Annotated in this window: 21 protein-coding genes; 15 read left to right on the top strand and 6 right to left on the bottom strand. The window is 70.2% G+C overall.

Annotated elements, in window-relative coordinates; genetic code table 11:
• Nucleotides 1-43: 43 nt before the first annotated feature.
• A complete protein-coding gene (locus tag MPE_RS12705) occupies nt 44-721 on the bottom strand; it encodes a C40 family peptidase (RefSeq protein WP_011830107.1) in 678 nt (225 codons plus the stop codon).
• A gap of 159 nt (nt 722-880) precedes the next feature.
• On the opposite strand from MPE_RS12705, the gene MPE_RS12700 reads away from it, so the two are divergent.
• Both MPE_RS12700 and acuI read left to right on the top strand, forming a co-directional pair.
• Nucleotides 881-1,546 (top strand): TetR/AcrR family transcriptional regulator, encoded by a 666-nt coding sequence (locus tag MPE_RS12700; RefSeq protein WP_011830106.1) that lies wholly within the window; start codon nt 881-883, stop codon nt 1,544-1,546.
• 47 nt (nt 1,547-1,593) lie between these two features.
• A complete protein-coding gene (gene acuI / locus MPE_RS12695) occupies nt 1,594-2,574 on the top strand; it encodes an acrylyl-CoA reductase (NADPH) (protein WP_011830105.1) in 981 nt (326 codons plus the stop codon).
• A gap of 10 nt (nt 2,575-2,584) precedes the next feature.
• On the opposite strand, the gene MPE_RS12690 is transcribed toward acuI, so the two are convergent.
• Nucleotides 2,585-4,213, bottom strand: coding sequence for a 4-hydroxyphenylacetate 3-hydroxylase family protein (locus MPE_RS12690; protein ID WP_011830104.1), 1,629 nt, complete (start codon nt 4,211-4,213; stop codon nt 2,585-2,587).
• A 75-nt stretch (nt 4,214-4,288) separates the two neighbouring features.
• Here MPE_RS12690 and MPE_RS12685 point away from each other — a divergent pair, with 75 nt between their 5' ends.
• Genes MPE_RS12685 through MPE_RS12675 form a run of 3 tightly spaced genes read left to right on the top strand, consistent with a single transcriptional unit; the run spans nt 4,289 to nt 7,457 of the window.
• Nucleotides 4,289-4,963 carry a TetR/AcrR family transcriptional regulator gene (locus tag MPE_RS12685; protein ID WP_049820812.1) on the top strand — a complete coding sequence of 225 codons (675 nt, stop codon included), beginning with the start codon at nt 4,289-4,291 and terminating at the stop codon, nt 4,961-4,963.
• A complete protein-coding gene (locus MPE_RS12680; RefSeq protein WP_011830102.1) occupies nt 4,960-5,520 on the top strand; it encodes an isochorismatase family protein in 561 nt (186 codons plus the stop codon). Before MPE_RS12685 ends, MPE_RS12680 begins: the two co-directional genes overlap by 4 nt.
• Entirely contained in the window at nt 5,517-7,457 is a 1,941-nt protein-coding gene (locus MPE_RS12675) for a propionate--CoA ligase (protein WP_259372584.1), read from the top strand. Before MPE_RS12680 ends, MPE_RS12675 begins: the two co-directional genes overlap by 4 nt.
• Before the next feature lie 24 nt (nt 7,458-7,481).
• On the opposite strand, the gene MPE_RS12670 is transcribed toward MPE_RS12675, so the two are convergent.
• On the bottom strand, nt 7,482-8,111 hold the full coding sequence (locus MPE_RS12670) for a LysE family transporter (RefSeq protein WP_011830100.1): 630 nt from the start codon (nt 8,109-8,111) through the stop codon (nt 7,482-7,484).
• A 118-nt stretch (nt 8,112-8,229) separates the two neighbouring features.
• Between MPE_RS12670 and MPE_RS12665 the strand changes: the two genes are divergently transcribed.
• From MPE_RS12665 to kdpE, 10 genes are all read left to right on the top strand, one after another.
• Nucleotides 8,230-9,570, top strand: a complete 1,341-nt coding sequence (locus tag MPE_RS12665; protein ID WP_011830099.1) for an HD-GYP domain-containing protein — start codon at nt 8,230-8,232, stop codon at nt 9,568-9,570.
• Complete coding sequence (locus tag MPE_RS12660) at nt 9,567-12,047, top strand: EAL domain-containing protein (RefSeq protein ID WP_011830098.1); 2,481 nt, start codon at nt 9,567-9,569, stop codon at nt 12,045-12,047. The genes MPE_RS12665 and MPE_RS12660 overlap by 4 nt, the downstream gene beginning before the upstream one ends.
• 43 nt (nt 12,048-12,090) lie before the next feature.
• Nucleotides 12,091-13,191: a PA0069 family radical SAM protein gene (locus MPE_RS12655; RefSeq protein ID WP_011830097.1), complete on the top strand. Its 1,101-nt coding sequence runs from the start codon at nt 12,091-12,093 to the stop codon at nt 13,189-13,191.
• A 207-nt stretch (nt 13,192-13,398) separates the two neighbouring features.
• The gene (gene kdpF, locus MPE_RS12650) at nt 13,399-13,488 is read left to right on the top strand and encodes a K(+)-transporting ATPase subunit F (protein ID WP_011830096.1); all 90 of its coding nucleotides are present in this window, start codon (nt 13,399-13,401) and stop codon (nt 13,486-13,488) included.
• Nucleotides 13,488-15,218 (top strand): potassium-transporting ATPase subunit KdpA, encoded by a 1,731-nt coding sequence (gene kdpA / locus MPE_RS12645; protein WP_011830095.1) that lies wholly within the window; start codon nt 13,488-13,490, stop codon nt 15,216-15,218. The genes kdpF and kdpA overlap by 1 nt, the downstream gene beginning before the upstream one ends.
• 16 nt (nt 15,219-15,234) lie before the next feature.
• Nucleotides 15,235-17,334: a potassium-transporting ATPase subunit KdpB gene (kdpB, locus tag MPE_RS12640; protein ID WP_011830094.1), complete on the top strand. Its 2,100-nt coding sequence runs from the start codon at nt 15,235-15,237 to the stop codon at nt 17,332-17,334.
• Between the two features lie 15 nt (nt 17,335-17,349).
• The gene (kdpC, locus tag MPE_RS12635) at nt 17,350-17,925 is read left to right on the top strand and encodes a potassium-transporting ATPase subunit KdpC (RefSeq protein ID WP_011830093.1); all 576 of its coding nucleotides are present in this window, start codon (nt 17,350-17,352) and stop codon (nt 17,923-17,925) included.
• Between the two features lie 41 nt (nt 17,926-17,966).
• Nucleotides 17,967-18,932, top strand: a complete 966-nt coding sequence (gene corA, locus MPE_RS12630; RefSeq protein ID WP_011830092.1) for a magnesium/cobalt transporter CorA — start codon at nt 17,967-17,969, stop codon at nt 18,930-18,932.
• Between the two features lie 117 nt (nt 18,933-19,049).
• Nucleotides 19,050-21,770, top strand: coding sequence for a two-component system sensor histidine kinase KdpD (kdpD, locus tag MPE_RS12625; RefSeq protein WP_011830091.1), 2,721 nt, complete (start codon nt 19,050-19,052; stop codon nt 21,768-21,770).
• Nucleotides 21,767-22,471: a two-component system response regulator KdpE gene (gene kdpE, locus MPE_RS12620; protein WP_011830090.1), complete on the top strand. Its 705-nt coding sequence runs from the start codon at nt 21,767-21,769 to the stop codon at nt 22,469-22,471. Before kdpD ends, kdpE begins: the two co-directional genes overlap by 4 nt.
• A gap of 10 nt (nt 22,472-22,481) precedes the next feature.
• Here kdpE and MPE_RS12615 read toward each other — a convergent pair whose 3' ends face one another.
• From MPE_RS12615 to dnaJ, 3 genes are all read right to left on the bottom strand, one after another.
• On the bottom strand, nt 22,482-23,201 hold the full coding sequence (locus MPE_RS12615; RefSeq protein ID WP_011830089.1) for a phosphatase PAP2 family protein: 720 nt from the start codon (nt 23,199-23,201) through the stop codon (nt 22,482-22,484).
• Nucleotides 23,188-24,909: a phosphoethanolamine transferase gene (locus MPE_RS12610; RefSeq protein ID WP_011830088.1), complete on the bottom strand. Its 1,722-nt coding sequence runs from the start codon at nt 24,907-24,909 to the stop codon at nt 23,188-23,190. The genes MPE_RS12615 and MPE_RS12610 overlap by 14 nt, the downstream gene beginning before the upstream one ends.
• Before the next feature lie 85 nt (nt 24,910-24,994).
• On the bottom strand, nt 24,995-26,137 hold the full coding sequence (dnaJ, locus tag MPE_RS12605; protein ID WP_011830087.1) for a molecular chaperone DnaJ: 1,143 nt from the start codon (nt 26,135-26,137) through the stop codon (nt 24,995-24,997).
• Nucleotides 26,138-26,178 lie beyond the last annotated feature (41 nt).

Below are 26,178 nucleotides of genomic sequence, written 5' to 3'. Positions count from 1 at the left end.
GCGGCATTGTGCCGCGGGCGCCGCGCCGCGCAGTGCGCGCCGCTCAATGACCGGGGCTGGCGAGTGGCGAGGCGAGGGCGGTCGCGGCCACCGCGGGTGTCGATGCCGGGCTCGCCGTGACCGCCGTTTCGGCCGGCTGCGGCGCACGCCGTGCACCGTCGTAGCGCTTGCTCCAGTAGGCGACACGCATGTCCTCCACACGCACCTTGCCGCCGGTGCGGGGGGCGTGGATGAACTTGCCGTCGCCGACGTAGATGCCGACATGCGAGAACGCCGTGCGCAGGGTGTTGAAGAACACCAGGTCGCCAGGCTTGAGCTCGTCGCGGTTGACGTTCAGCAGGCCCGGCGCCTTGGCCTGCTCGTTCGAGCGGCGCGGCAGCACCAGTCCGACGCTGGCCTCGAACACGTGGCGCGTGAAACCGCTGCAGTCGAAGCCCTGCTCGGCGGTCTCGCCGCCGCGGCGGTAGCGCACGCCCAGGAAGTTCATGGCCGACAGTACGAGGTCCGAGGTCCAGTCGGCGGCGCGCTCGCGCACCTGCTGGGCGAACGAGGAATCGGCCGGGATCGGTTCGATCAGGCCGCGCTCGGCGAGGAAGCGGGCCACGCTGTCCGGCGCGCTGTCGGTGGCACCCGGCTCGGCCTGCACGTTCGTGCCGGCCAGGCACAAGGCCAAGCACAGGCTGGCCAATGGCGGCCGCAGGCTCCGGGGCAGTCGGATCATGGCCGCGAAGATAGCGGCGGCCGGGCGCTGACGTCAAGGCGGAAACTTCTTGTTTCACAAGCACTTAGCTGACTTTCTCGGCCGATCGACGGTGCCCGGCAGGGGCCCGCGGCAGTCGGCCTTGAAAAATGTAGACGATCGGTCTAATCTTCGGACGCCATGCCTGCCTCTTCCCTTGCGCCAGATCGCGCACGCCCCGTCGCCGTCCGGCGCAGCCATGCCGAACGCGGCGACGCTCGTGACGGCACGCGGGCCCGGTTGGTGCGTGCCGGCATCGAGGCCGTGCTCGAACGCGGCTGGGCCGCCAGCGGCGTGGACGCAGTGCTGCGTTCGGCCGGGGTGCCGAAGGGTTCGTTCTATCACTACTTCCCCAGCAAGGATGACTTCGGCTATGCGGTGCTGGAGGGCTACCAGGCGTTCTTCCTGAAGCGGCTCGAGCGCTGTTTCGGAGGAGAAGCGCCGACGGTGCGCCACGTCGATGCGCAGTTCGCCGCCTTCCTGGCCGAGTCGCTCGAGGGCATGGCGCGGCACGGCTGGCAGCGCGGTTGCCTGGTCGGGGCGCTGGGCCAGGAACTGGGCGGGCTGCACGAGGGCTTCCGGCAGCGCCTGCTGGCCTCGCTCGACGAATGGGGCGAGGTGCTGGCGCGTGCGCTCGCCGCGGCGCAAGCGCGCGGCGAGGTGCGCCGCGGGCTCGACCCCGCGCTGGCCGCGCGCGGCTTCTGGACGGCCTGGGAAGGGGCCGTGCTGCGTGCCCGCCTGGCGCGTGACGGCGCGCCGCTGGAGGCCGCCATTGCCGATTTCCGACGGCTCGTCGCCCCCGACTGAGCCGCCAAGTACCGACCCCGACCATCCACTCACGAGGAGACGCGAACATGTTCAAGGCTTTGGTGCTCGACAAGAGCGAGGGTTTTCGCGCCGAGGTGCGCGAGGTCGACGACAGCTTCCTGCCGGACGGCGATGTCACGGTGGCGATCGACTACTCCACCCTCAACTACAAGGACGGCCTGGCGATCACCAACCGCCTGCCGGTGGTGCGCAGCTGGCCGATGGTCGCCGGCATCGACGGCGCCGGCACCGTGATCGAGAGCCGCCACCCCGCCTGGAAGGCCGGCGACCGCGTGGTGCTCAACGGCTTCGGCGTCGCCGAGGTCCACAAGGGCTGCCTGGCCGGCAAGGCGCGGCTCAAGGGCGACTGGCTGGTGCGCCTGCCCGATGCCTTCACGCCCCGGCAGGCGATGGCAATCGGCACGGCCGGCTACACCGCGATGCTGAGCGTGCTGGCGCTCGAGCGCCATGGCATCCAGGCCGGCGACGGCGAGGTGCTGGTGACCGGCGCGACCGGCGGCGTGGGCTCGGTCGCCGTGGCGTTGCTGCACAAGCTGGGCCATCGCGTCGTCGCAGCCACCGGCAAGGCCAGCGAGGCCGACTACCTGAAGCAACTCGGGGCCGAGTCGGTGATCGACCGCGCCGAGCTGAGCGCCCCGGGCAAGCCGCTGCAGACCGAACGCTGGGCCGCCGTGGTCGATGCGGTGGGCAGCCACACGCTCGTCAACGCCTGCGCCCAGACGCGCTACGGCGGTGCCGTGACCGCCTGCGGCCTGGCGCAGGGCGCCGACCTGCCGGGCACGGTGATGCCCTTCATCCTGCGCAGCGTGGCGCTGCTCGGCGTGGACAGCGTGATGGCGCCGCTGGCGTTGCGCCAGCAGGCCTGGGCGCGCCTCGCGAAGGATCTGGACCCCGCGCTGCTGCAGTCGATGACCACCGAGATCGGCCTGGACGAAGCCATCGACGCCGCCGCCCGCTTGATGCGGGGCGAGGTGCGTGGCCGCATCGTGGTGCGCACGCAGGGCTGAGTGCGGACGCTCAGTCCTGCTTTCGCGTCGACTCCGGCAGCGCCACCATCACCGGCTGGCCCGGCACGGTGCAGCCGGTGTCGCAGCAGCGGCCAGGCTGGCGGTTCCGCGTGATCGCGCGCGTCTCGTCATGCAGCACGCCGCGGTCGAGCAGCCGCTCGACCAGCTCCACCTTGCTGCCCACCGGGTAGTTGCGCCAGATTTCCTGCTTCAGCGCGGCCGGCGAGCCGCCGCCGTGCAGGCTGATCACCGAATACCAGCCGCCCTGGTAGGAGGCGGTCAGGTCCTCGATGAAACGCGCGACCTCGATGCGCTTGTCGTAGGGCACCGTCGGGTTGGCGCGCAGCACCTCGGACAGCGTGGCGGCGGTGGCCGGGTTGTGGTCCTCGTCAGGGCCGGGCAGCGCGACGATCAGGCCGCCCGAGACCTCGTGCGCCAGGCGGTGCATGTCGTAGATCTGGGTCGACATCAGCAGCTTGCCGATGTTGCTGAACACCGGCTCGGGCATGAAGCTGCCGCTGTACGGATCGGCCGTGCCGTACACACTGGCGGCCACGCCGCAGGCGAAGAAGCCCTCGGTGATCTTGATCAGTTCGACCATCGGCTCGCGCAGGTTGCTCTTCTCGCCGGGGTCGAAGCCGTTGGCCTCGCACATCAGCGCGCCGGCGCCGATCAGCAGGTCGCCGAAGCCGGCGCGCGCGGCGATGCAGCTGTGGCGGTGGTGGGTGGCGTAGCTGTAGGTCAGCACGCCGCTGTGCTCCCACTCGCCGTCCTGGCCGGCATAGAACACGCGCTCCCAGGGAACGAACACGCGGTCGAAGATCACCACCGCGGTGGCCTGGCCATAGCGGCGCGAGAACAGCGCCGCGCCGTGCTCGAGCTTGTCGCCCGGTCGGCCCGCGGGGCGCGACACCAGCGTCATGCCTGGCGCGTCGATCGGCACCGCGCAGCAGACGGCGAAGTCGGCGTCCTCGGCGCCCATGTTGCGCCCCGGCATGACCAGCAGCTCGTGCATGTAGGGCGCGCCGGTCACGATGGCCTTGGTGCCCGAGATCACGATGCCCTTGCCGTTGCGCTCGACCACGTGCACATAGGTGTCGGGGTTGGCCTGCTGATGCGGACGCTTGCTGCGGTCGCCCTTGGCGTCGGTCATCGCGACGCCGAGGCTCAGGTCCTCGTCCTGCACGCGCGCCAGGTAAGCCTGGAAGCGGGCGCGGTGCTCGGTACTGCCCTTGGCGTCGTCCAGGCGCGCGCTGACCTGGGCGATGCCGTTCAGCGCGTCGTGCATCAGGTAGCGCTGCGCGCAACCGGTCTCCTGGCACAGCAGGCGCACCGCCTCCAGCTTGTTGAGCAGGTCGCCGGCCGACTCGTTGACGTGGGCCATGCGGTTCACGGTGAAGCCGCGGCTCGACTGCACGGCCAGCGCCAGCGGCGCCATCGCCGGGTCGCGGGCGAAGTCGTAGGTGTAGGCGAGGGCGTTGACGCCGGGGCGCAGCGACGGCGCGTCGGCCACCGAGTCGACCCGCTGGCCGTCGACGTAGACCGTCGGCTTGTAGCGGCGCAGCGAGTCGCGGTAGTCGGCGCCGGACATCAGGGTGGCCGGGCGAGCCGGCGGGGCGATGGAGGTCGGAGCGTTCATGGCGGCAGGTCTTCGCGGTGTTGGTTTGGAAAATTGAACAGTGTTCAAAGAATTGATCAACTGTATATTCGAGCGATGCCGAAATCAACCACCCTGCCCAGCGCCGAGCGCGGGATGCGCCAGCGCGCCGTGGCCGATGCACGCCGCGCGCTGGTGCTCGATGCCGCACGGGCCGCCTTCTTCGAGCTCGGGCTCGAGCGCGCGAGCGTGCGCGAGATCGCCCGCCGCGCCGGCTACACGCCGGGCGCGATCTACAGCTACTTCGCGAGCAAGGAGGAGATGTACGGCGCGCTGCTCGGCGAATCGCTGGAGCGCCTGAACCAGGCCGTGGCCGCGGCCCGGCCGGGCGCGGCGCGGCGGGGCGAGCCGGCCGAGGCGGCGACCCTGCGCAGCGCCGCCAATGCCTTCTTCGGCTTCTACCGCGAGAACCCGCGCGACCTGGATCTGGGCTTCTATCTGTTCCAGGGCCTGCAACCGCGCGGCCTGACACCGCAGCTCAACGAGCAGCTCAATGCCCGCCTGCGCGCGGCGCTGGCACCGGCGCAGCGCGCGCTGGCGCAACTGGGCCTGGGTGAGCGCGACGCCCTGGCCGAGGTCACCGCGCTGTTCGCGCACACCGTGGGCCTGCTGCTGTTGAGCCACACCGGCCGCATCCGCATGTTCCACCAGGAGTCGCAGGGCCTGTTCGATCGCTACCTCGACGCGCTGGTCGAGCGAGCCCTGGGCCGGACGCAAGGAGCCGCACGATGATGACGAACGCGATGTCCGCACCCGGCAGCACGCTGGTGCTGGTCGACTTTCAGCAGCGGCTGATGCCGGCCATCGCCCACGCCGACGAGGTGCTTGCGCAGGCGACGCTGCTGGCTCGGGCCGCCCAACTGCTGGGCATCCGCACCCTCGGCACCGAGCAGAACCCGACCGGGCTGGGACCGAGTGTCGAGAGCCTGCGTCAGTTCTGCGAAAGTAGCCTGTCGAAAATGCACTTCGACGCCTGCGCCGATGGCCTGTCGGAATTGATCCGGACGGATGGTGGCGCGACGGGCGATGTGGTGCTGGCCGGCTGCGAGGCGCATGTGTGCCTGCTGCAGACGGCGTTGGGGTTGCTGCGCGCCGGGCATCGTGTGTGGGTGGTTGCGCCGGCCTGCGGATCGCGTAAGGTCTCGGACCACGCGCTCGCGATGCAGAGGCTGCGCGAGGCGGGTGCGGGGGTGGTCAGCACCGAGATGGTCGTATTCGAGTGGCTGCATTCGTGCCGCCATCCGCGGTTCAAGGACGTGCTCGCGCTGCTGAAGACCCCGGCCGCCTGAGCGCCCGACAAGAAGACAGACAGAACACTGGAGACAAGCGCATGACCGACTACGCCACCTTCTACCGCCGCTCGATCGAAGACCCGAAGGGTTTCTGGGCCGAGCAGGCCGAGCTGATCGACTGGCACCGCCCGTTCGACGAAGTGCTCGACGACAGCCGGCCGCCCTTCACCCGCTGGTTCGTCGGCGGCCAGACCAACCTCTGCCACAACGCCGTCGACCGCCACGCCGCCCGGCGCCCCGACGACAACGCCCTCATCTGGGTCTCCACCGAAGTCGGTCAGGAACGCACCTACAGCTACGCCGAACTCCAGCGCGAAGTCGAACGCATGGCCGCCGGCCTCGTCGAACTCGGCGTCGGCCAGGGCGACCGCGTCCTCATCTACATGCCCATGATCCCCGAGGCCGCCTTCGCCATGCTCGCCTGCGTGCGCATCGGCGCCATCCACTCCGTCGTCTTCGGCGGCTTCGCCAGCGTCAGCCTCGCCAGCCGCATCGACGACGCCCAGCCCAAACTCATCGTCAGCGCCGACGCCGGCAGCCGCGCCGGCAAAGTCGTCCCCTACAAACCCCTCCTCGACGAAGCCATCCGCCTGGCCAAGAACAAACCCCGGCACGTCCTCATGGTCGACCGCGGCCTCGCCCCCAGCCAACCCGTCGAAGGCCGCGACATCGACTACGCCACCCTCAGGGCGCGCCACCTCGACAGCCGCGTCCCCTGCACCTGGGTCGACGCCACCCACCCCAGCTACACCCTCTACACCAGCGGCACCACCGGCACCCCCAAGGGCGTACAGCGCGACACCGGCGGCTACGCCGTCGCGCTGGCCGCCAGCATGAAACACATCTACCTCGGCAACGCCGGCGAAACCTACTTCTCCACCAGCGACATCGGCTGGGTCGTCGGCCACAGCTACATCGTCTACGGCCCGCTCCTCGCCGGCATGGCCACCATCATGTACGAAGGCCTGCCCATCCGCCCCGACGCCGCCATCTGGTGGAGTCTGGTCGAGAAATACAAAGTCACCGCCATGTTCAGCGCCCCCACCGCCGTGCGCGTGCTCAAGAAACAAGACCCCGCGGCCCTCAAGAAACACGACCTCAGCAGCCTGCGCGCCCTGTTCCTGGCCGGAGAGCCGCTCGACGAACCCACCGCCCAGTGGATCGCCGACGCCCTGGGCGTGCCCATCGTCGACAACTACTGGCAGACCGAATCCGGCTGGCCCATCCTCAGCATCGCCAACGGCGTGCAGCGCCAGCCCAGCAAGTTCGGCAGCCCCGGCATCCCCACCTACGGCTACAAGGTCAAGCTCGTCGACGACGCCAGCGGCGAAGAACTGCACGGCGCCCACCAGAAAGGCGTGCTCGTGGTCGAAGGCCCGCTGCCGCCCGGCTTCATGCAGACCGTCTGGCGCGACGACGACCGCTTCGTCAACACCTACTGGAAAAGCGTGCCCGGCCAGAGCGTCTACAGCAGCTTCGACTGGGGCATCCGGGACGAAGACGGCTACTACTACATCCTCGGGCGCACCGACGACGTCATCAACGTCGCCGGGCACCGGCTGGGCACCCGAGAGATCGAGGAAAGCGTCTCCAGCCACGCCAACGTGGCCGAAGTGGCGGTGGTCGGGGTGGCCGACCCGCTCAAGGGTCAGGTGGCGGTGGCCTTCGTGGTGCCCAAGGACGCGCGGGGGCTGGAGGAGCCGCAGGCGCGGCTGAAGCTCGAAGGCGACATCATGAAGACGGTGGACCAGCAGCTCGGGGCGGTGGCGAGGCCGGCGCGGGTGCACTTCGTGACGCTGCTGCCCAAGACCCGCTCGGGCAAGCTGCTGCGCCGTGCGCTGCAGGCGGTGGCCGAGGGCCGCGACCCGGGCGACCTGACCACCATCGAGGATCCCACGGCCCTGCAGGCCATCCGGGAGTTGCTCGGGAAGTGAGGGGGCGCGCGGGCGCCGCGCGCCTCAGGCGCCGCGCCGGAAGCTCGCCAGCAGCGCGCCGGCCGCGACGAACAGGCTGCCGAACACGCGGTTGATCCAGCGGATCTGCCGCGGCGCCTGCAGGGCCCGCAGCACGCGGGCGGCCAGCGCGGTGTAGACCGCCATCACGACCAGGTCGGTGAAGCCCAGCGTCGCGGCGATCACCAGGTACTGCGGTGCCAGCGGCGCGGCCAGGTCCAGGAACTGCGGCACGACGGCCAGCAGGAACACGGTGCCCTTCGGGTTCACGGCGTTCACCATCCAGCCGCGCAACACCAGCGTGCCGATGCGCGGAACGGCCGCCTCGGCAGTCGCCTGCACCAGCGGCACCGCCGGGGCGCGCCACTGCTGCACTCCCAACCACAGCAGGTAGGCGACCCCCAGCCACTTGATGACTGCGAAAGCCGTCGCCGAGGTGGCGATCAGCGCGCCCAGGCCCAGGCCGACCGCGAGCACCTGGGTCAGGATGCCCAGAACCAGCCCGAAAGTCATGCAGTAGCCGCGCACGAAGCCGTAGCGCGCGCCGGCGCTCATGGCCGCCACCGCGCCGGCTCCCGGCGAGATGCTGATGGCCCAGGCGGCCAGGAAAAAGGTCAACCAGACGGTGAGTGACATCGGGGCTCGGCAGGAGTTCGAGCCCGGGACTTTAGCGGGGCCGGGTTTGTGACGCTCAAGGAAGGCCGGCAAGTGCCGAAAAAGGGGCACGCCAGGGCTATTCCCCGGCCAGAACCTCATGCACGACAGCCCCACCATCGACGTTCGGAAGCTGCGGATCGGACTCCACGTTCACCTCGACTTGGGGTGGATGGAGCACCCGTTCCCGCTCAACAACTTCCGCATCTCGACCGAGCAGCAGCTCGAGACGCTGCGCGGGCTGGGCCTGGACCGCGTGCGCATCTCGCCGCAGCGCAGCGACAGCACGACGCTGCAGAGCCTGGTGGGCGAGGGCGTGCTGAGCGCCGAGGTCGCTGGCGTCGAGGCGCCGGCGGCTGCGGCTGCCGACGCCGACGCGGCGCCTGTCGTTCCGGTGGAAACGCCCGAAGCCGCTGAGCGCCGATTGCGCCGCGAGGCCCTGCTGGCCGAGCAGGCGTGTGCGGCCCAGGCCGAACGCCACTACAGCGAAGCAGGGCGCGTGCTGAGGCGCAGTTTCGAACTGGCGAGCAGCCAGCCGCAGGCCGCGCGCGAACAGACCGAGGCGCAGGTCAACGGCTTCCTCGACAAGGTGCTCGGCGCCCAGGAAATGGCGATCCGCCTGCTCAACGAGGGCGCGGGCGACCGCGGCTCGATGCACGCGATCAACGTCACCGTGATCTCGCTGCTGCTGGGCAAGCAGATGGAACTCGGCAAGGCTGAGATGTTCGACCTGGGCACCGGTGCGATGCTGCACGACATCGGCAAGACCGAGCTGCCCGATCGCGTGCGATGGCTCGACCCGCTGTCGCCCAGTGTGTCCAGCCACGAGCGGCAGTTCTACCAGGAGCATGTCTCGCACGGCGTGACGCTAGGCCGCAAGATGGCGCTGTCGCCCGGCGCGCTGCTGGTGCTCGCGCAGCACCACGAATACGCCGATGGCACCGGCTTTCCGCTCAAGCTCGGCGCCGATCGGATGAGCGCCGCGGCCAAGATCGTCGCGCTGGTGAATCGCTACGACAACCTGTGCAACCCGGCCACGCCGGCGCAGGCGCTCACGCCGCACGAGGCACTGGCGCTGATGTACGGACAGATGAAGGCCAAGTTCGACAGCGCGGTGTTCGGCGCCTTCGTCAAGATGATGGGCGTGTACCCGCCAGGCTCCGTGGTGCAGCTGACCGACGACCGTTACGGCATGGTCGTCTCCGTCAACTCGGCCCGGCCGCTCAAGCCCTGCGTGCTGGTGCACGAGCCCAAGCAGCCGCGCAACGAGGCGGTGCCGCTGAACCTCGAGACCACGCCGACGCTCGGCATCCGCCGCAGCCTGAAACCGCAACATCTGCCGCGCGCCACGCTCGACTACCTGTCGCCGCGACCGCGCGTCTGCTACTTCTTCGAACGCGCCCGCGAGACCGGCGCGCTCGACGGCCGGGGCAGCGCATGACGACGCCCCCGCCCGTGTGGGAGCCGCTGATCGGCAGCCTGCTCGAGGCCGTCTGCCTGGTCGAGCCGTTGACGCTGCACGTCGTCGCGGCCAACGAGGCCGCGGCCGCCCTGTTCGGCCAGCCGGTGTCGGCGCTGGTCGGTCGGCCGGTGATCGAGCTGTCGGCCACGCCCGAGGACGAGTGTTTCTGGGAGGACATGGCGGCCGGTGTCGGCACCGCCGAGGGCCCGCAGATCCACTCGGACAGCTTCGTGCGCCATGCCGACGGCCGCATGATCCCCGTCGAGCGGCGCGTCAACCGCATCTGGATGCGTCCCGGTCAGGCGATCTTCGTGCTCGGCCTGCGCGACCAGAGCGCCCAGCGCCAGGCCGAGGACGAGCTCGAGAAGCTGGTGGCCGAGCTGCGCGCCACGCTCGAGTCGACCGCCGAGGGCATCCTCGTCACCGACCTGCACGGCGCGATCCGCGGCTGCAACCAGCTGTTCGCGCAGCTGTGGGACATGCCGGTCGAGCTGCTGACACAACGCGACGACAGCCAGATCCTCGAATGGATGCGCGGCCATGTCGTCGACGAGCAGCGTTTCGTCGAGCGTATGGGCGAACTGGACCGTGATCCGCTGCTGCGGGCCAGCGACGTGCTGCGCCTGCGCTCCGGACGCGTGCTCGAACGCGTGGTGCTGCCGCAGTACGGCCGCGGCCAGCCGATCGGCCGGGTCTGCTCGTTCCGTGACATCACCGAGCAACTGGCCAGCGCCGCGCGCCTGCAACTTGCCGCGCAGGTGTTCGAGTCCAGCCTCGACGCGATCTTCGTGACCGACGGCGAGCACCGCATCGCCGCCGTCAATGCCAGCTGCGAGCGCATCACCGGCCTTGGCCGCGAGCAACTGGTCGGCCTGCGTACCGAGGCCCTGCTGCACCCGCCCGGCGCCGACGACGCCGACACCGCCTGGTTCGAGCTGGTGCGCGAGCAGCTTGCGCACCGCGGCGTATGGGAGGGCGAGCTGTGGCATCGCCGTGCCGACGGCAGCACGCTGCCGGGGCAGGTGTCGCTGGTGCGACTGGCCGCGGAAGGCACGGATCCGGGCGAGACCGGCGTGCGCCACGTCGGCTTCTTCAAGGACCTGACCGAAACCGTGGCGGCGCAGAAGCGCATCGAGGAGCTGGCCTTCACCGATGCGCTGACGGGCCTGCCCAACCGCGTGATGCTGGCCGAGCGCCTGGACTTCGCGCTGGCGATGTCGCACCGCCACCAGACGCCGTTCGCGCTGCTGTTCCTCGACCTGGACCGCTTCAAGCAGATCAACGACTCGCTCGGTCACGTGTTCGGCGACCGCGTGCTCGTCGAGGTGGCCGAACGGCTGAAGACCTGCCTGCGTCAGATCGACACCGTGGCGCGGCTGGGTGGCGACGAGTTCGTGATGCTGCTGAACCAGACCGACGCGCGCGGCGCCGAGGCCATTGCTCGGCGCGTGCTCGAGGTGCTGGGGCAACCCTTCACGCTGGAGGGCATGAGCTTCAGCGTCACCGCGAGCATCGGCATCGCGATGTACCCGAACGACGGCGAGTCGATGGACGATCTGATCAAGAACGCCGACGCCGCGATGTACCGCGTGAAGGAGCGAGGCCGTGCCGGCTTCCGCTTCTACCAGCCTCAGATGAACGTCGACCTGCTGGCGCGCATGAAGCTGGACCACTCCATGCGCCTGGCGCTGGAGCGCGGCGACTTCCGGTTGCACTACCAGCCGCAGATCGACATCGCCTCGAACGCGGTGGTGGGTGCCGAGGCGCTGCTGCGCTGGCGCGACCCGGGCCTCGGCGACGTGTCGCCGGGCGAGTTCATCCCGGTGGCAGAGGAGAGCGGCTTCATCGTCGCGCTGGGCGAATGGGTGCTGCGCGAGGCGGTGCGGCAGGCCGCGCTGTGGCGTGCGCAGGGCCGCTCGATGGTGGTGTCGGTGAACGTGTCGGCGCTGCAGTTCCAGCAGGCCGACTTCGTCGATCGCGTGGCGACGGCGCTCGCCGAGGCCAAACTGCCGGCGACCTGGCTCGAGCTCGAACTGACCGAGTCGATCCTGATCCGCGATGCCGACGAGGCCCTGCAGCGCCTGCGCGCGCTCGACCGGCTCGGCGTGCAGCTCGCGATCGACGACTTTGGCACCGGCTACTCGAGTCTCGGCTACCTGAAGCGCTTCCCGATCAGGAAGCTCAAGATCGATCGCAGCTTCATCAAGGGCCTGCCGGGCGACGAGAGCGATGCCGGCATCGCGCAGGCGGTGATCCAGGTGGCGCGCGCACTGCGGCTGCGCGTGATCGCTGAGGGCGTGGAGACCATGGCGCAGCGCGATTTCCTGCAGCGCGCCGGCTGCGACGAGATCCAGGGCTTCCTGTTCGCGCCGGCCCTCCCGGTCGCGGAGTTCGAGGCACGGACTGCGACGATGCTCGATCTGCCCAGCGGGGCGAAGGCGCGCGCGCTGGCTTGAGCTCCTGAAATACTGTACAAAAATACAGTATTCTGTGGCCCTCATGGCCACGATCCGACCCGCGCCACCGGCCGACCCCATCAAGGGCCGCGGCATCGCCGTGCGCATCGCTCACCGCTATGAGCGCGACGAGCGGGAGACCGTCGACGATGGATGGGAATCACCGGCCGCCGACGATGACGGCGAACGGCCACCGCCGGTGACCCAGGTCAGCGAGGAGCGCGTCAAGACCCTGCTCAGCGCGAACGACTCGCCGGACATTCCCTTCAGTTTGTCGATCAACCCCTACCGCGGCTGCGAGCACGGTTGCAGCTACTGCTATGCGCGGCCGACCCACAGCTACCTGAACCTGTCGCCCGGCCTGGACTTCGAGACCCGGCTGGTCGCCAAGGTCAATGCCGCCGAGCGACTGCGCGCCGAGCTGGGTCGGACGGGCTACCAGCCCAGCGCCATCAACATCGGCTCGGTCACCGACGCCTACCAGCCCATCGAGCGGCGGTTGCGCCTCACCCGCGCGGTGCTGGAGGTGCTGACCGCCTGCGAGCACCCATTCAGCATCGTCACCAAGTCGGCCGGCGTCGAACGCGACCTCGACCTCATCGCGCCGGCCGCACGCCGCGGGCAGGCGATGGTGTTCATCAGCGTCACCACGCTCGATGCCGGCCTGTCGCGCCGGCTCGAGCCGCGGGCCGCTTCGCCGCAGCGCCGTCTGCAGGCGGTGCAGCGACTGGCCGAGGCCGGCGTCCCGGTGGGCGTGAACGTGGCGCCCATCATCCCCTTCGTCAACGAGCCCGAGATCGAACGCCTCGTCGAGGCCGCCGCGCGGGCCGGGGCGAAGTCCATCCATTACACCGTGCTGCGCCTGCCCTGGGAGGTGGCGCCGCTGTTTCGCCAGTGGCTGGAGCAGCACGTGCCGGAGCGCGCGGCGCGCGTGATGGCGCGGGTGCGGGAGATGCGCGGCGGCAAGGACTACGACGCCGACTTCGCCACCCGCATGAAGGGCGACGGGCCGTGGGCCGACCTGATCCGCCAGCGCGTGCGCAAGGCCGAGGCACGACAGGGCCTGGTGCGCGAGCGCGTGGTGCTCGACACGAGCCGCTTCCGCCCGCCGTCCGGCGATCCGGCGCAGCAGACGCTGTTCTGAAGCCTGCGCCTCCCGTCTTTACGCTTTCTTGATGCGCCCGGCGCAGCTTTGTACGCCGTCCTGAGGCGGCGATTCCTAGCATCTCGTGCATGGAAATCATCGTTGCCCGGAGGTGCACATGGACGTCGTGATGCTGGGGCTGCTGGCCCTGTTCGTCGTGGCGATCGCGGGGCTGGTGCGGGTCTGCGATTCGCTTGGAGACTGGTCGTGAGCGGCCTCTACCTGCTCGGCGGCGCGGTCGCCGCCGGCCTGCTGGTCTACCTGCTGCACGCCCTGCTGAAGGCCGAGGACTACTGATGAACTCGCAGGCCTGGATCCAGCTCGCGGTCTTCCTCGCGCTGCTGATGTTGCTGGCCTGGCCGCTGGGTCGCTGGCTCGCGGCCGTGGCAGAAGGGCACCTTCCGCAGGGGCTCGCGCCGTTCTGCCGTGTCGAGACGGCGCTCTACCGCGCGGCCGGCATCGACGCCGCAGTCGGCATGGGCTGGAAGGCCTATGCGCTCGCGCTGCTCGCCTTCAATGCGCTGGGCGCGCTGGCGGTCTATGCGCTGCAGCGGCTGCAGGGCGGGCTGCCGCTGAACCCCCAGGGACTGCCCGGCGTCGGCGCCGACTCGTCACTCAATACCGCGGTCAGCTTCGTCAGTAATACCAACTGGCAGGGCTATGCCGGCGAAACGACGATGAGCTACCTGACGCAGATGCTCGCGCTCGGGGTGCAGAACTTCCTGTCGGCCGCGACCGGCATCGCGGTGGCCTTCGCGCTGATCCGCGGCTTTGCGGCGCGTTCGTCGTCGGCCATCGGCAACTTCTGGGTCGACGTGACGCGCATCACCGTCTACGTGCTGCTGCCACTGTCGCTGGTGTTCGCGGTCTTCCTGGTGAGCCAGGGCGTGATCCAGAACGTCCAGCCCTACCAGGACGTGTCGACCCTGGAGGGCGCGGCGAGCACCCCGCAGACGCTGGCGATGGGCCCGGTGGCGTCGCAGGAGGCGATCAAGATGATCGGCACCAACGGCGGCGGCTTCTTCAACGCCAACTCGGCGCACCCCTACGAGAACCCCACGCCGCTGTCGAACTTCGCGCAGATGCTGGCGATCTTCCTGATCCCGGCAGGCCTCGTGTTCGCCTTCGGTCGCCTGGTGGGCGACGTGCGCCAGGGCGGCGCGCTGCTGGCGGCGATGACGGTGATGTTCGTGCTGGCGGTCGTCACCGTCACGAGCCTGGAACAGCGGGGCCATCCGCAGCTGGCCGCGCTGGGCGTCGACCCGGTGGCGAGCGCGCTGCAGGCGGGCGGCAACATGGAGGGCAAGGAGGCGCGCTTCGGCATCGCGGCCTCGGCGCTGTTCGCAGCCATCACTACCGCGGCCTCCTGTGGCGCGGTGAACGCGATGCACGACTCGTTCATGCCGCTCGGCGGCGCGGTGCCGCTGCTGCTGATCCAGCTCGGCGAGGTGGTGTTCGGCGGCGTCGGCTCCGGCCTGTACGGCATGCTGGTGTTCGCGATCCTGGCCGTCTTCATCGCCGGGTTGATGATCGGCCGCACGCCGGAGTACCTGGGCAAGAAGATCGAGCCCTACGAGATGAAGATGACGGCCGTCGTCATCCTCGTCACGCCGCTGCTGGCGCTGCTGGGCACGGCCGTCGCGCTCACCGCCCCCACCGGCCCGGCGGGGATGGGCAACCCGGGGCCGCACGGCTACACCGAGATCCTCTACGCGCTCAGCTCGGCGGCCAACAACAACGGCAGCGCCTTCGCCGGTCTGTCTGCCAACACGCCGTTCTACAACCTGCTGCTCGCGGTGGCCATGTGGTTCGGTCGCTTCGGCGTGATCGTGCCGGTGCTGGCGATCGCCGGCAGCCTGGCGGCCAAGAAGCGCCTGCCGGTCACGGCCGGCACGCTGCCCACCCACGGGCCGCTGTTCGTCGTGCTGCTGATCGGCGCGGTGCTGCTGGTCGGGTTGCTGAACTATGTGCCGGCGCTGGCGCTGGGCCCGGTGGTCGAGCACCTGATGCAGGCCGCGGCACGCTGAGCCGGCGGAGAACCCCATGAACAACGACAGGACCTCCCTCGCGCTCCTCGACCCCGTGCTTCTGCGGCCGGCCATCGGCGCGGCATTCCGCAAGCTCGATCCGCGCCTGCAATGGCGCAACCCGGTGATGCTGGTGGTCTATGTCGGTAGCCTGCTGACCACCGGGCTCGGCGTCCAGGCGCTGCTCGGTGCCGGCGAGGCACCGCCGGCCTTCATCCTGGCGGTGGCCACGGGGCTGTGGTTCACGGTGCTGTTCGCCAACTTCGCCGAGGCGCTGGCCGAGGGCCGCAGCAAGGCCCAGGCCGCCTCGCTGCGTGGCATGAAGCGCAAGGGGATCGCGAAGAAGCTCGAGCAGCCGCGCCATGGGTCGTCGTGGCACCCGATGCCGGCCGATGAACTGCGCCGGGGTGCCGTGGTGCTGGTGGAGGCCGGCGACACCATCCCGCTCGACGGCGAGGTGATCGAGGGCGCGGCCTCGGTCGACGAAAGCGCGATCACCGGCGAATCCGCGCCGGTGATCCGCGAGTCCGGTGGCGATTTCGCATCGGTGACCGGCGGCACGCGCGTGCTGTCCGACTGGCTGGTGGTGCGCATCTCGGTGAACCCGGGCGAGGCGTTTCTCGACCGCATGATCTCCATGGTGGAGGGCGCGAAACGCCAGAAGACACCGAACGAGATCGCGCTGAACATCCTGCTGATCACGCTGACCCTCGTGTTCCTGGTGGTCGTGGTGACGCTGCTGCCGATGTCGATCTTCGCCGTGGAGACGGCGAAACAGGGCACGGCAGTGACCCTCACCGCGCTGGTCGCGCTGCTGGTGTGCCTGATCCCGACGACCATCGGCGCACTGCTGTCGGCCATCGGCGTCGCCGGCATGAGCCGCATGATGCAGGCCAATGTGATCGCCACCTCGGGGCGCGCGGTCGAGGCAGCCGGCGACGTCGACGTGCTGCTGATGGACAAGACCGGCACCATCACGCTCGGCAACCGGCAGGCCTCGGCCTTCCTCGCGGCGCCAGGCGTGAGCGAGCCGGTGCTGGCCGGTGCGGCGCAGCTCGCGTCGCTCGCCGACGAGACGCCCGAGGGGCGCAGCATCGTGGTGCTGGCCAAGCAGAAGTTCCGCCTGCGCGAGCGCGAACTCGCGGCGCTGGGCGCGAGCTTCGTGCCGTTCAGTGCGCAGACGCGGATGAGCGGCGTCGACTGCACCGTCGACGGCGCGGCGCGGCAACTGCGCAAGGGATCGGGCGAGGCGATCCGCCAGTGGGTCGAGGCGCAGCACGGCCACTTCCCGGCCGAGGCGCAGCGCATCGCCGACGAGGTGGCGCGCCGGGGCAGCACGCCGCTGCTGGTGGCGCAGTCTGACGGGCAGGGCGCGCGCGTGCTCGGCGTCGTGGAACTGAAGGATGTCGTCAAGGGCGGCATCAAGGAGCGCTTCGCCGAGCTGCGCCGCATGGGCATCCGCACCGTGATGATCACCGGCGACAACCGGCTCACCGCGGCGGCGATCGCGGCCGAAGCCGGCGTCGACGACTTCCTGGCCGAGGCCACGCCCGAGGCCAAGCTGAAGCTGATCCGCGACTACCAGGCCGAGGGGCGGCTGGTCGCGATGACCGGTGACGGCACCAACGACGCGCCGGCGCTGGCCCAGGCCGACGTGGCGGTGGCCATGAACACCGGCACGCAGGCCGCGAAGGAGGCCGGCAACATGGTCGACCTCGACTCCAACCCGACCAAGCTGCTGGAGATCGTCGAGACCGGCAAGCAACTGCTGATGACGCGCGGCTCGCTGACCACCTTCTCGATCGCCAACGACGTGGCGAAGTACTTCGCCATCATCCCGGCGGCCTTCGCCAGCACCTACCCGCAGTTGCAGTCGCTCGACGTGATGCATCTCGCCAGCCCGTCGTCGGCCATCCTGTCGGCGGTGATCTTCAACGCCGTGGTGATCGTGTTCCTGATCCCGCTCGCGCTGAAGGGCGTGGCCTATCGCGCCATCGGCGCGGCCGCGCTGCTGCGTCGCAACGTGCTGGTCTACGGCCTGGGCGGGCTGGTGGTGCCTTTCGCCGGCATCAAGGCGATCGACCTGCTGCTCGGTGCGGCGGCGCACTGGGTCTGACACGGAGATCTCGACATGAAAACCCTGCTGCGCGCCTCGCTGGTGCTGTTCCTTTCGTTGACGTTGCTGACCGGTGTCGCCTATCCGCTGCTCGTCACCGGGCTCGGCCAGGTGCTGTTCCCGGCGCAGGCGGCCGGCAGCCTGCTGTTCCGGGACGGCCGGCCCATCGGCTCGTCGCTGATCGGCCAGCCGTTCGGTGCGGCCCGCTACATCTGGGGCCGTCCGTCGGCCACCGCGCCGACGCCGAACAACGCCCAGGCCTCCGGAGGATCGAACCTGGGGCCGTCGAATCCGGTGCTGCTGCAGGCCGTCGAGGCGCGCATCGCGGCGCTCCGGGCGGCGGACCCCGGCAACACCCTGCCGATCCCGGTCGATCTGGTCACGGCTTCGGCGAGCGGGCTCGATCCGGAGATCAGCCTGGCCGGCGCCCGCTACCAGGCCGCTCGGGTGGCCCGGGCGCGCGGCCTGAGCGAAGCCGAGGTGCTGGCGCTCATCGATCAGCATGCCCGGGGCCGGTGGTTCGGCTTCCTCGGCGAGCCGCGCGTCAACGTCCTGGCGCTGAATCTGACGCTGGACGGGCGGCGGCCCTGAGGGGTCCTTCCGAGGCCGTCGCGCGCGAAGCACAATCGCCCATGCTCATCAATTGCGTGGCCTACCAGGACGGCAGCAAGCTCGCGGACCTGCCCGTCGAACAGATCAGCGACTACATCTCGCGGCCCGGCTGCTTCGTCTGGGTCGCTCTGCAGGACGCCAGCACCGAGGAGCTGGAGGAGATGCGCCACGAGTTCGGCCTGCACGAACTCGCGGTCGAGGACGCGCAGCACGGCCACCAGCGTCCCAAGATCGAGGAGTACGGCAACTCGATGTTCGCGGTGTTGCATCTTGTCGAGGCGGTGGGCCAGGACCTGAACGTCGGCGAGGTCGACGTGTTCGTCGGGCCCAACTACGTGCTGTCGGTGCGCAACCGCAGCACGCAGGGCTTCCTCGGCGTGCGCGACCGCTGCGAGCGCGAGCCGCACCTGCTCAAGCGCGGATCCGGCTTCGTGCTGTACGCGCTGATGGACGCGGTGGTCGACCGCTACTTCCCCATCATCGACACGTTCGAGTCCGAGCTCGAGACCATCGAGGAGCAGATCTTCGTCAAGGGCACGGCGCGGACCAACATCGAGCGGCTCTACGACCTGAAGCGTCGCGTGATGGTGCTCAAGCACGCGGTCGCGCCGCTGCTGGAGGCAGCGGCCAAGCTGCACGGCGGCCGGGTGCCGCAGATGTGCGCCGGCACGCAGGAGTATTTCCGCGACGTGGTGGACCACCTGACACGCATCAACGCCTCGATCGAGTCGATCCGCGACACGGTGGGCACCGCGATCCACGTCAACCTGTCGATGGTGGCGATCGAGGAGAGCGAGGTCACCAAGCGTCTGGCGGCCTGGGCCGGCATCTTCGCGGTGGCGACCGCCTTCGCCGGCATCTGGGGCATGAACTTCGACTCCATGCCGGAGCTGAAGTGGAAGTGGGGCTACCCCCTGGCGCTGGCGCTGATCGCGTCGACCTGCGGTTTCGTGTGGTGGCGCTTCCGGCGGTCGGGCTGGCTGTGAGGACGACCACCCCCGTTGCGGCTGCGCCGCTCCCCCTCCAGGGAGCGACGCTGACGGGCCGGTGGAGCCGGACCCGCAGCGTCCGCGGGTGAGACAACGTGGCGGCGTGGGTGCCGTATGACCGAATCGCGGCCCGATCCTGACCAACTGCTGGTGCAACTTCGCGACGACGAGGCGCGGGCCGCGCGCGGCAGGCTGCGTATCTACTTCGGTGCGTCGGCCGGGGTCGGCAAGACCTGCGCCATGCTGACGGCGGCGCGCAAGCTGCGCGACGACGGCGTCGACGTGCTGGCCGGGGTGGTGGAGACGCATGGCCGCGCCGAGACGCAGGCACTGCTGCACGGCCTGGAACTGTTGCCGCCGGCCGTGGTGCGCCACCGCGACCGCACGCTGCCGGAGTTCGACCTTGACGCCGCGCTGGCGCGCCGGCCCGCGCTGCTGCTGGTCGACGAGCTGGCCCACTCCAACGTCTCAGGCTCGCGCCACCCCAAGCGCTGGCAGGACGTGGAGGAACTGCTCGATGCCGGCATCGACGTCTACACCACGCTCAACGTGCAGCACCTGGAGAGCCTGAACGACGTGGTGAGCGGCATCACCGGCATCCGCGTGCACGAGACCCTGCCCGACACCTTCTTCGATCGCGCCGACGAGGTGGTACTGGTCGACACGCCGGCCGACGAGCTGATCGAGCGGCTCAAGGCCGGCAAGGTCTACCTGCCGGCGCAGGCGGAGCGGGCGGTCGGGCACTTCTTCCGCAAGGGCAACCTGATGGCGCTGCGCGAGCTGGCGCTGCGGCGCACCGCCGACCGCGTCGAGGACGACGTGCAGGCCTATCGCGTCGAGCAGGCCATCGCGCCGGTGTGGAAGACCGAGGCCGCGCTGCTGTGCTGCATCGGGCCGCGCGACGACTCCGACCACGTGGTGCGCAGTGCCGCGCGCCTGGCGCAGCAGCTCGCGGTGGCCTGGCACGCGGTCTACGTCGAGACACCGGCGCTGCAGCGCCTGCCGGCCGCGCAGCGCGAGCGCATCCTGCAGACCGTGAAGCTCGCCGGCGAGCTGGGCGCGGTCACGGCGGTGCTGTCGGCGCAGGATGTGGCAACCGCGCTGGCCGCGCATGCGCGCGAGCACAACCTCTCCAAGCTGCTGATGGGCCACAACCGTGAACGCCCCTGGTGGCGGCGCGACACCTTCTCGCAGCGGCTGGCGCGGCTGGCGCCCGACGTGGATCTGATCGAAGTCGGCGAAGGCCAGCGACACGCCATGCCGGTGACGCGCGAGCGCCAGGGAGAAGGCCGCCTCGCGCCCGGCCGGCCCGAGGGCTACCTCTGGGCGGCGGCGGCCTGCGCCCTGACCACGCTGGTGGCGCTGCCCTTGCAGCCGGTGTTCGAGCTCGCCAACATCGTGATGCTGTTCCTGCTCGCGGTGGTGGGCGTGGCGCTGCGCTTCGGCCGCGGCCCGGCGGTGCTGGCGGCCTTCCTGAACGTCGCCGCCTTCGACTTCTTCTTCGTCGCACCGCAGCTGTCGTTCGCGGTGTCCGACGTGCAGTACCTGCTGACGTTCGCGGTGATGCTGGTGGTCGGGCTGCTCACCGGCCAGCTCACCGCCGGCCTGCGCTACCAGGCCAGCGTCGCAACGCACCGCGAGGCGCGCTCGCGGGCGCTGTTCGAACTGGCCCGCGACCTGTCGGGTGAACTGCTGACCGACCAGGTCGTCCACACGGCCGAACAGGCGATCGAACGTGAATTCCGGGGCCGCGCGCGCACCTTCCTGCAGGACGAGGCGGGTCGCCTGCAGTGGCCGCGCAGCGGCGCCGATGCGCCCGGCCTGGACCTCGGCACGGCCCAGTGGGTGCTCGACCACGGCGACGCGGCCGGACTTGGGACCGACACCCTGCCCGGCACCGCCTGGCTCTACCTGCCGCTGAAGGCGCCGATGCGCTCGCGCGGCGTGCTGGCGCTGCAGCCCACGCAGCCGCGGCTGCTGCTGGTCCCCGAGCAGCGCCGCCAGCTCGAGACCTTTGCTGTGCTGACCGCGATCGCCCTGGAGCGCGTGCACTACGTCGAGGTGGCGCAGCAGGCGACGGTGCAGATCGAGTCGGAGCGCCTGCGCAACTCGCTGCTGTCGGCGCTGTCGCACGACCTGCGCACGCCGCTGGCGGCGCTCTACGGCCTGGCTGACACCCTGGTCGACGGCACGCAGGGCGAGGCGCAGGAGATGGCGCGGGCACTCGGTGCGGAGGCGCGGCGCCTGAACGCGATGGTCGGCAAGCTGCTCGACATGGCGCGACTGCAGAGCGGCGCGGTGCAGCTCGACCGGCAGTGGCAGCCGATCGAGGAGGTGGTGGGTAGCGCGCTGCGCTCGCTTGGCCCGGCCCTGGCGCGCCACCCGGTGCGCACCGAGCTGCCGGATGGCCTGCCGCTGGTGTGCTTCGATGCGGCGCTGATCGAGCGCGTGCTGTGCAACCTGCTGGAGAACGCCGCGAAGTACACGCCCTCCGGCAGCGCGGTGACGATCGGCGCCCGGGTGCAGGGCGAGGAGTTGGTCGTCAGCGTGAGCGATCTTGGCCCTGGCCTGCCGGCTGGCCGAGAGGAGGCGCTGTTCGAGAAGTTCGTGCGCGGCGAGCGCGAGTCGGCCACCGCCGGCGTGGGCCTGGGCCTGGCGATCTGCCGCGCGATCGTCGAGGCGCACGGCGGCCACATTCGCGCCGGCCGAGGCGACGGCCCGCCCGAGCGGCCGGGCGCGAGCTTCGGCTTCAGCCTGCCGCTCGGCACGCCACCGGCGCTGCCGCAGCCCGAGGCCGTGACGGTGGATGCCGCACTCGACGGTGCCGTGCCATGAGCGATCCCGCGCCCATCGCGATCATCGTCGAGGACGAGCCGCAGATCCGCCGCTTCGTGCGCATCGCGCTGGAGGGCGAGGGTTGGCTGGTGTTCGATGCGGCGACCCTCAGGCAGGGACTGGTCGAGGCCGGCACGCGGCGGCCGGACCTGATCGTGCTCGACCTCGGCATGCCCGACGGTGACGGGGTCGGCTATCTGCATGACCTGCGGGCCTGGTCGCAGGTGCCGGTGATCGTGCTGTCGGCACGCGCCGACGAGGCCGACAAGATCGCCGCGCTCGATGCCGGCGCCGACGACTACCTGACCAAGCCCTTCGGCGTCGGCGAACTGCTGGCGCGCGTGCGGGTGGCGCGGCGGCGCGCGCAAGGCGTCTCGGACACCGGGGCCGTGCACGTTCGCTTCGGCGCAGTCGATGTCGACCTTGCGTCACGCGTCGTGGCACGCGACGGCGAACCGGTGCACCTGACGCCGATCGAGTACCGGTTGCTCACGCTGCTGATCGCCAACACCGGCAAGGTGCTGACGCACCGGCAGCTGCTGCGCGAGGTCTGGGGCCCGAACGCGGTGGAGCACAGCCACTACCTGCGCATCTACATGAGCCAGTTGCGGCGCAAGCTGGAGGCCGACCCGGCGCGGCCGGAGTACCTGCTCACGGAGACCGGCGTCGGCTATCGCTTCGTGACCCGGGCGATGGGCTGAAGGCGCCGGCTCAGTCCGCTGGCCGGTGGTGCGGCAGCGGCAGTGCCCGCGATGCCGGCCGCTGCAGCGCCTGCCACGACAACGCGGTCAGACTGGCGCACAGCCACGCGGTGTAGAGCGTGTGGCTCAGGTAGTGCGCGCCGCGCGCCATCTGCGCGAGGCCGAACACGGCGCCGACCGTGCACAGCGCGATCAGCACGGCGCGCGCCGCCGCGGGGCGCCGTGTGCGCAGCAGGACGGCCAGTGCCAGGAAGGAGAACGCGCCGGAGGCATGGCCCGAGGGGAAGCAGCGGCCCGGGCCGCCGTCGCCTATGCCGAAGCGCCAGTGCGAGACGTAGCGCGCCACGCCGCCGAACTCCTGCAGCTCCCAGGGACAACTGGTCAGGCTGTGGCGCTTGAGCAGCGGGATCAGCACCAGGCAGGCGATCGTGATGCCCAGGGCCCACACGCGCTCGCGTGGCATAGCGCCGCGCCAGGGGCCGAAGGGGCGCAGCGTGATCGCGACCGTGAGCACGAACAGCGCCACGCTCAGCCAGCGACCGCCCTGGTGCAGCAGCCCTGCGGTCAGCCAGTGGTTGCGCCAGGCGAATCCGTCGGCATCGCCGACCTGCCGCAGCAACGCCATGTCGAGGCCGCTGCTGTCCCAGAGCATCAACAGCGCCAGCCCGGCCAGCGCGAGCAACAGGTCACGTTGCGCGCCCGACAGGCGCGCGACATCAGGACGCGGCACGGCAGGGGGCCAGCGCGTCGAGCGCGGGCTGATACTCGCCAGCCCGCACGCGCGCCAGACCCAGCACGGTGTGGAACAGGTTGTCGTGGCTCAAGGAGGTGTCGAGCCGGCCGCGCAGGCAGCCCAGGTCGAGCCGGTCGGCCTGCAGCCGCTGCGGTGGCAGCCAGGCGATCATCGGCACGTGCTTCTGCTCGCGCGGCGCGATTGCGTAGGGTAGGCCGTGCAGGTAGAGATTGTTCTCGCCCAGCGACTCGCCGTGGTCCGACAGGTAGAGCATCGCCGGGTCGTAGCTGGCGGTCTGCTGCCGGAGCCAGCGCACCGATTGCGCCAGCACGTGATCGGTGTAGGCGATCGAGTTGTCGTAGGCATTGACGAGTCGCTGGTGGTCGCACTGCTGCAGCACGGTGCTCGTGCACTCGGGTGTGAAGCGCTTGCGATCGGCCGGCGAGCGTTGCGAGTACGCCGGACCATGGCTGCCCATCTGATGGATCACCAGCACCACGCCGTGCGCGCGCTGGGGCGCCGGCAGCGCGGCAAGGCGGGCATCGAGTCCGTGCAGCATCGCCTCGTCCAGGCATTCTCCGTTCGGGCACAGGCGGTCGTCGGGCGGTGTCGCGCCCGGTGCCGGCTGCTCGGGGCGGGTGTGCGGTACGCGATCACACACCTCCTTGCAGCCCGCCTGGTTCTCGATCCACAGCACCGCGAGACCGGCGTGCTGCAGAAGGTCGAGCAGGTTCTCGTAGTTGTGCGAGCGCGCCTCGTGGGCCGTGCGGCCGAGGTGCGACACCATGCAGGGCAGGGACGCCGCCGTGTTGGTGCCGCAGGACGTGACGTTGCGGAAGCTCAGCACGTCGAGCGCGCGCAGTTCCGGGTCGGTGTCGCGCGGATAGCCGTTCAGTGCGAAGTGGTCGGCGCGGGCGGTCTCACCGACCACCAGCAGCAGCAGCGGCGTGCGCTGGCCGGCCAGCGGTGGCAGCGGGCGTGCATCGAGGCCGATCGGCATCGGCGGCCCGGCCGGCCTGGCCTGCTTCGCGTAGGCGACGCGGCCGACCGAATAGAAGCCGTTGAGCGGATTGACCAGGTAGCGGAGCTCCTTGTGATTGCGCATCGTCCCCGACAGGTCCTGGAAACACAGCAGCGTCATCGCCGCCAGCATCACCAGCGCGCCTGCCAGGCTCGCCAGATTGCGGATCGCCCGCACCGCCCCGCGCTGGTAGTCGACGGGCCGACGCCACAGCCACCACAGTGGCAGCGCGGCCAGCAGCAACAGGGACTCCAGCAACCGCAGACTGAGCAGGTCGCGCGTCTCGCGCACGTCGGTGCCCAGCACATTGAGGATCATCGTGGGGTCGATGACGACGCCGTAGCTGCCCATGAAATGTGCGCTCACCGCCGCCGTCAGCAGCACCACGGTGAGGGCTGGCTTGAAGGTCGGTCGCCACGCCAGCAGGCTCAGCAACGCGGCCGTCGCTGCGGCGATCATCAGCCCGAATCCGATGCCGAACAGCAGACCGCGCGTGCCGGTGACATCGGGCAGGCCCGCGAAGGCTTTCCAGAGGGGCCAGTTGGCCGGGCCGGCGATCCACAACGCGATCCACCAGGCCAGCGCCAGCGGGCTATGGGGCGGTGCCGCGTGGGGCTCGGTGTCGGGGGCGTTGCGCCGGCGGAGCAGGAAAGGGGCGCGGGTCAGCGAATGGGGCAACAGCATCCGGCTGACTGTGCCGGCGCCGCATTAGCGGGGCCTTAAGGCCGTGGCACCGCGCGGCGGCCGGGGAAGGCCCGGCCGCTCTCGGTCACTTGAACAGGTCCTTGACCCGGTCGGTCCAGCTCTTGGCATTCGGCGAGTGGCGCTCGCCGCCCTTCTTCAGGCTCTCGTCAAGTTCCCTCAGCAGCTTGCGTTGGTGTTCCGTCAGCTTGATCGGGGTCTCGACCGCCACGTGGCAGTACAGGTCGCCCGGGTAGCTGGACCGCACGCCCTTGATGCCCTTGCCGCGCAGCCGGAAGGTCTTGCCATGCTGTGTGCCTTCGGGCAACTCGATCTCGGCCTTGCCGCCCAGCGTCGGCACCTCGATCGCACCACCCAGCGTTGCCGTCGCGATGCCGATCGGGATCGTGCAGTGCAGGTCGTCGCCGTCGCGCTCGAAGATGTCGTGCGCCTTGATGCGGATCTCGATGTACAGGTCGCCCGCCGGGCCGCCGTTGGTGCCGGGCTCGCCATTGCCGGCCGAGCGGATGCGCATGCCCTCGTTGATGCCGGCCGGGATCTTGACCTCCAGCGTCTTGTTGCTCTTGATGCGGCCGGCGCCGTTGCAGGCCGTGCAGGGCTCGGGAATGATCTTGCCGGTGCCGTGGCAGCTGGGGCAGGTCTGCTGGATGCTGAAGAAGCCCTGGCGCAGATGCACCTGGCCGGAGCCGCTGCAGGTGGGGCAGGTCTTCGCGCTGGTGCCGGGTTTGGCGCCGGTGCCGTCGCAGGTGCTGCAACTGTCCCAGCTCGGGATGCGGATCTGCGTGTCCTTGCCGCGCGCCGCTTCCTCGAGCGTGATCTCCATCGCGTAGCTGAGGTCGTTGCCGCGGTAGACCTGCTGGCCCCCCGGACCGCGACGCTGGCCGTTCTGGCCGAAGATGTCGCCGAAGATGTCACCGAAGGCCTCGGCGAAACCGCCGTAGGCTTCGGGACCGCCTGCGCCTCGGCCGCCCATGTTCGGGTCAACGCCGGCGTGGCCGTACTGGTCGTAGGCGGCCCGCTTCTGCGCGTCGGACAGCATCTCGTAGGCCTCCTTGGCCTCCTTGAAGCTCTCCTCGGCCTTCTTCGCCCCGTCGCCCTGGTTGCGATCGGGGTGGTGCTTCATGGCCAGCTTGCGGTAGGCCTTCTTGATGTCTTCTTCGCTGGCGTTCTTGGCGACGCCGAGGGTCTCGTAGTAGTCACGCTTCGCCATGAGGGCTGCCTTCTTAATGTGCAAAGCCCCCGTGTGCCGCC

The organism is Methylibium petroleiphilum PM1 (genome assembly GCF_000015725.1).
GTDB classification, from domain to species: Bacteria; Pseudomonadota; Gammaproteobacteria; order Burkholderiales; family Burkholderiaceae_C; genus Methylibium; species Methylibium petroleiphilum.
This window is presented reverse-complemented; position numbering and strand designations above follow the sequence as displayed.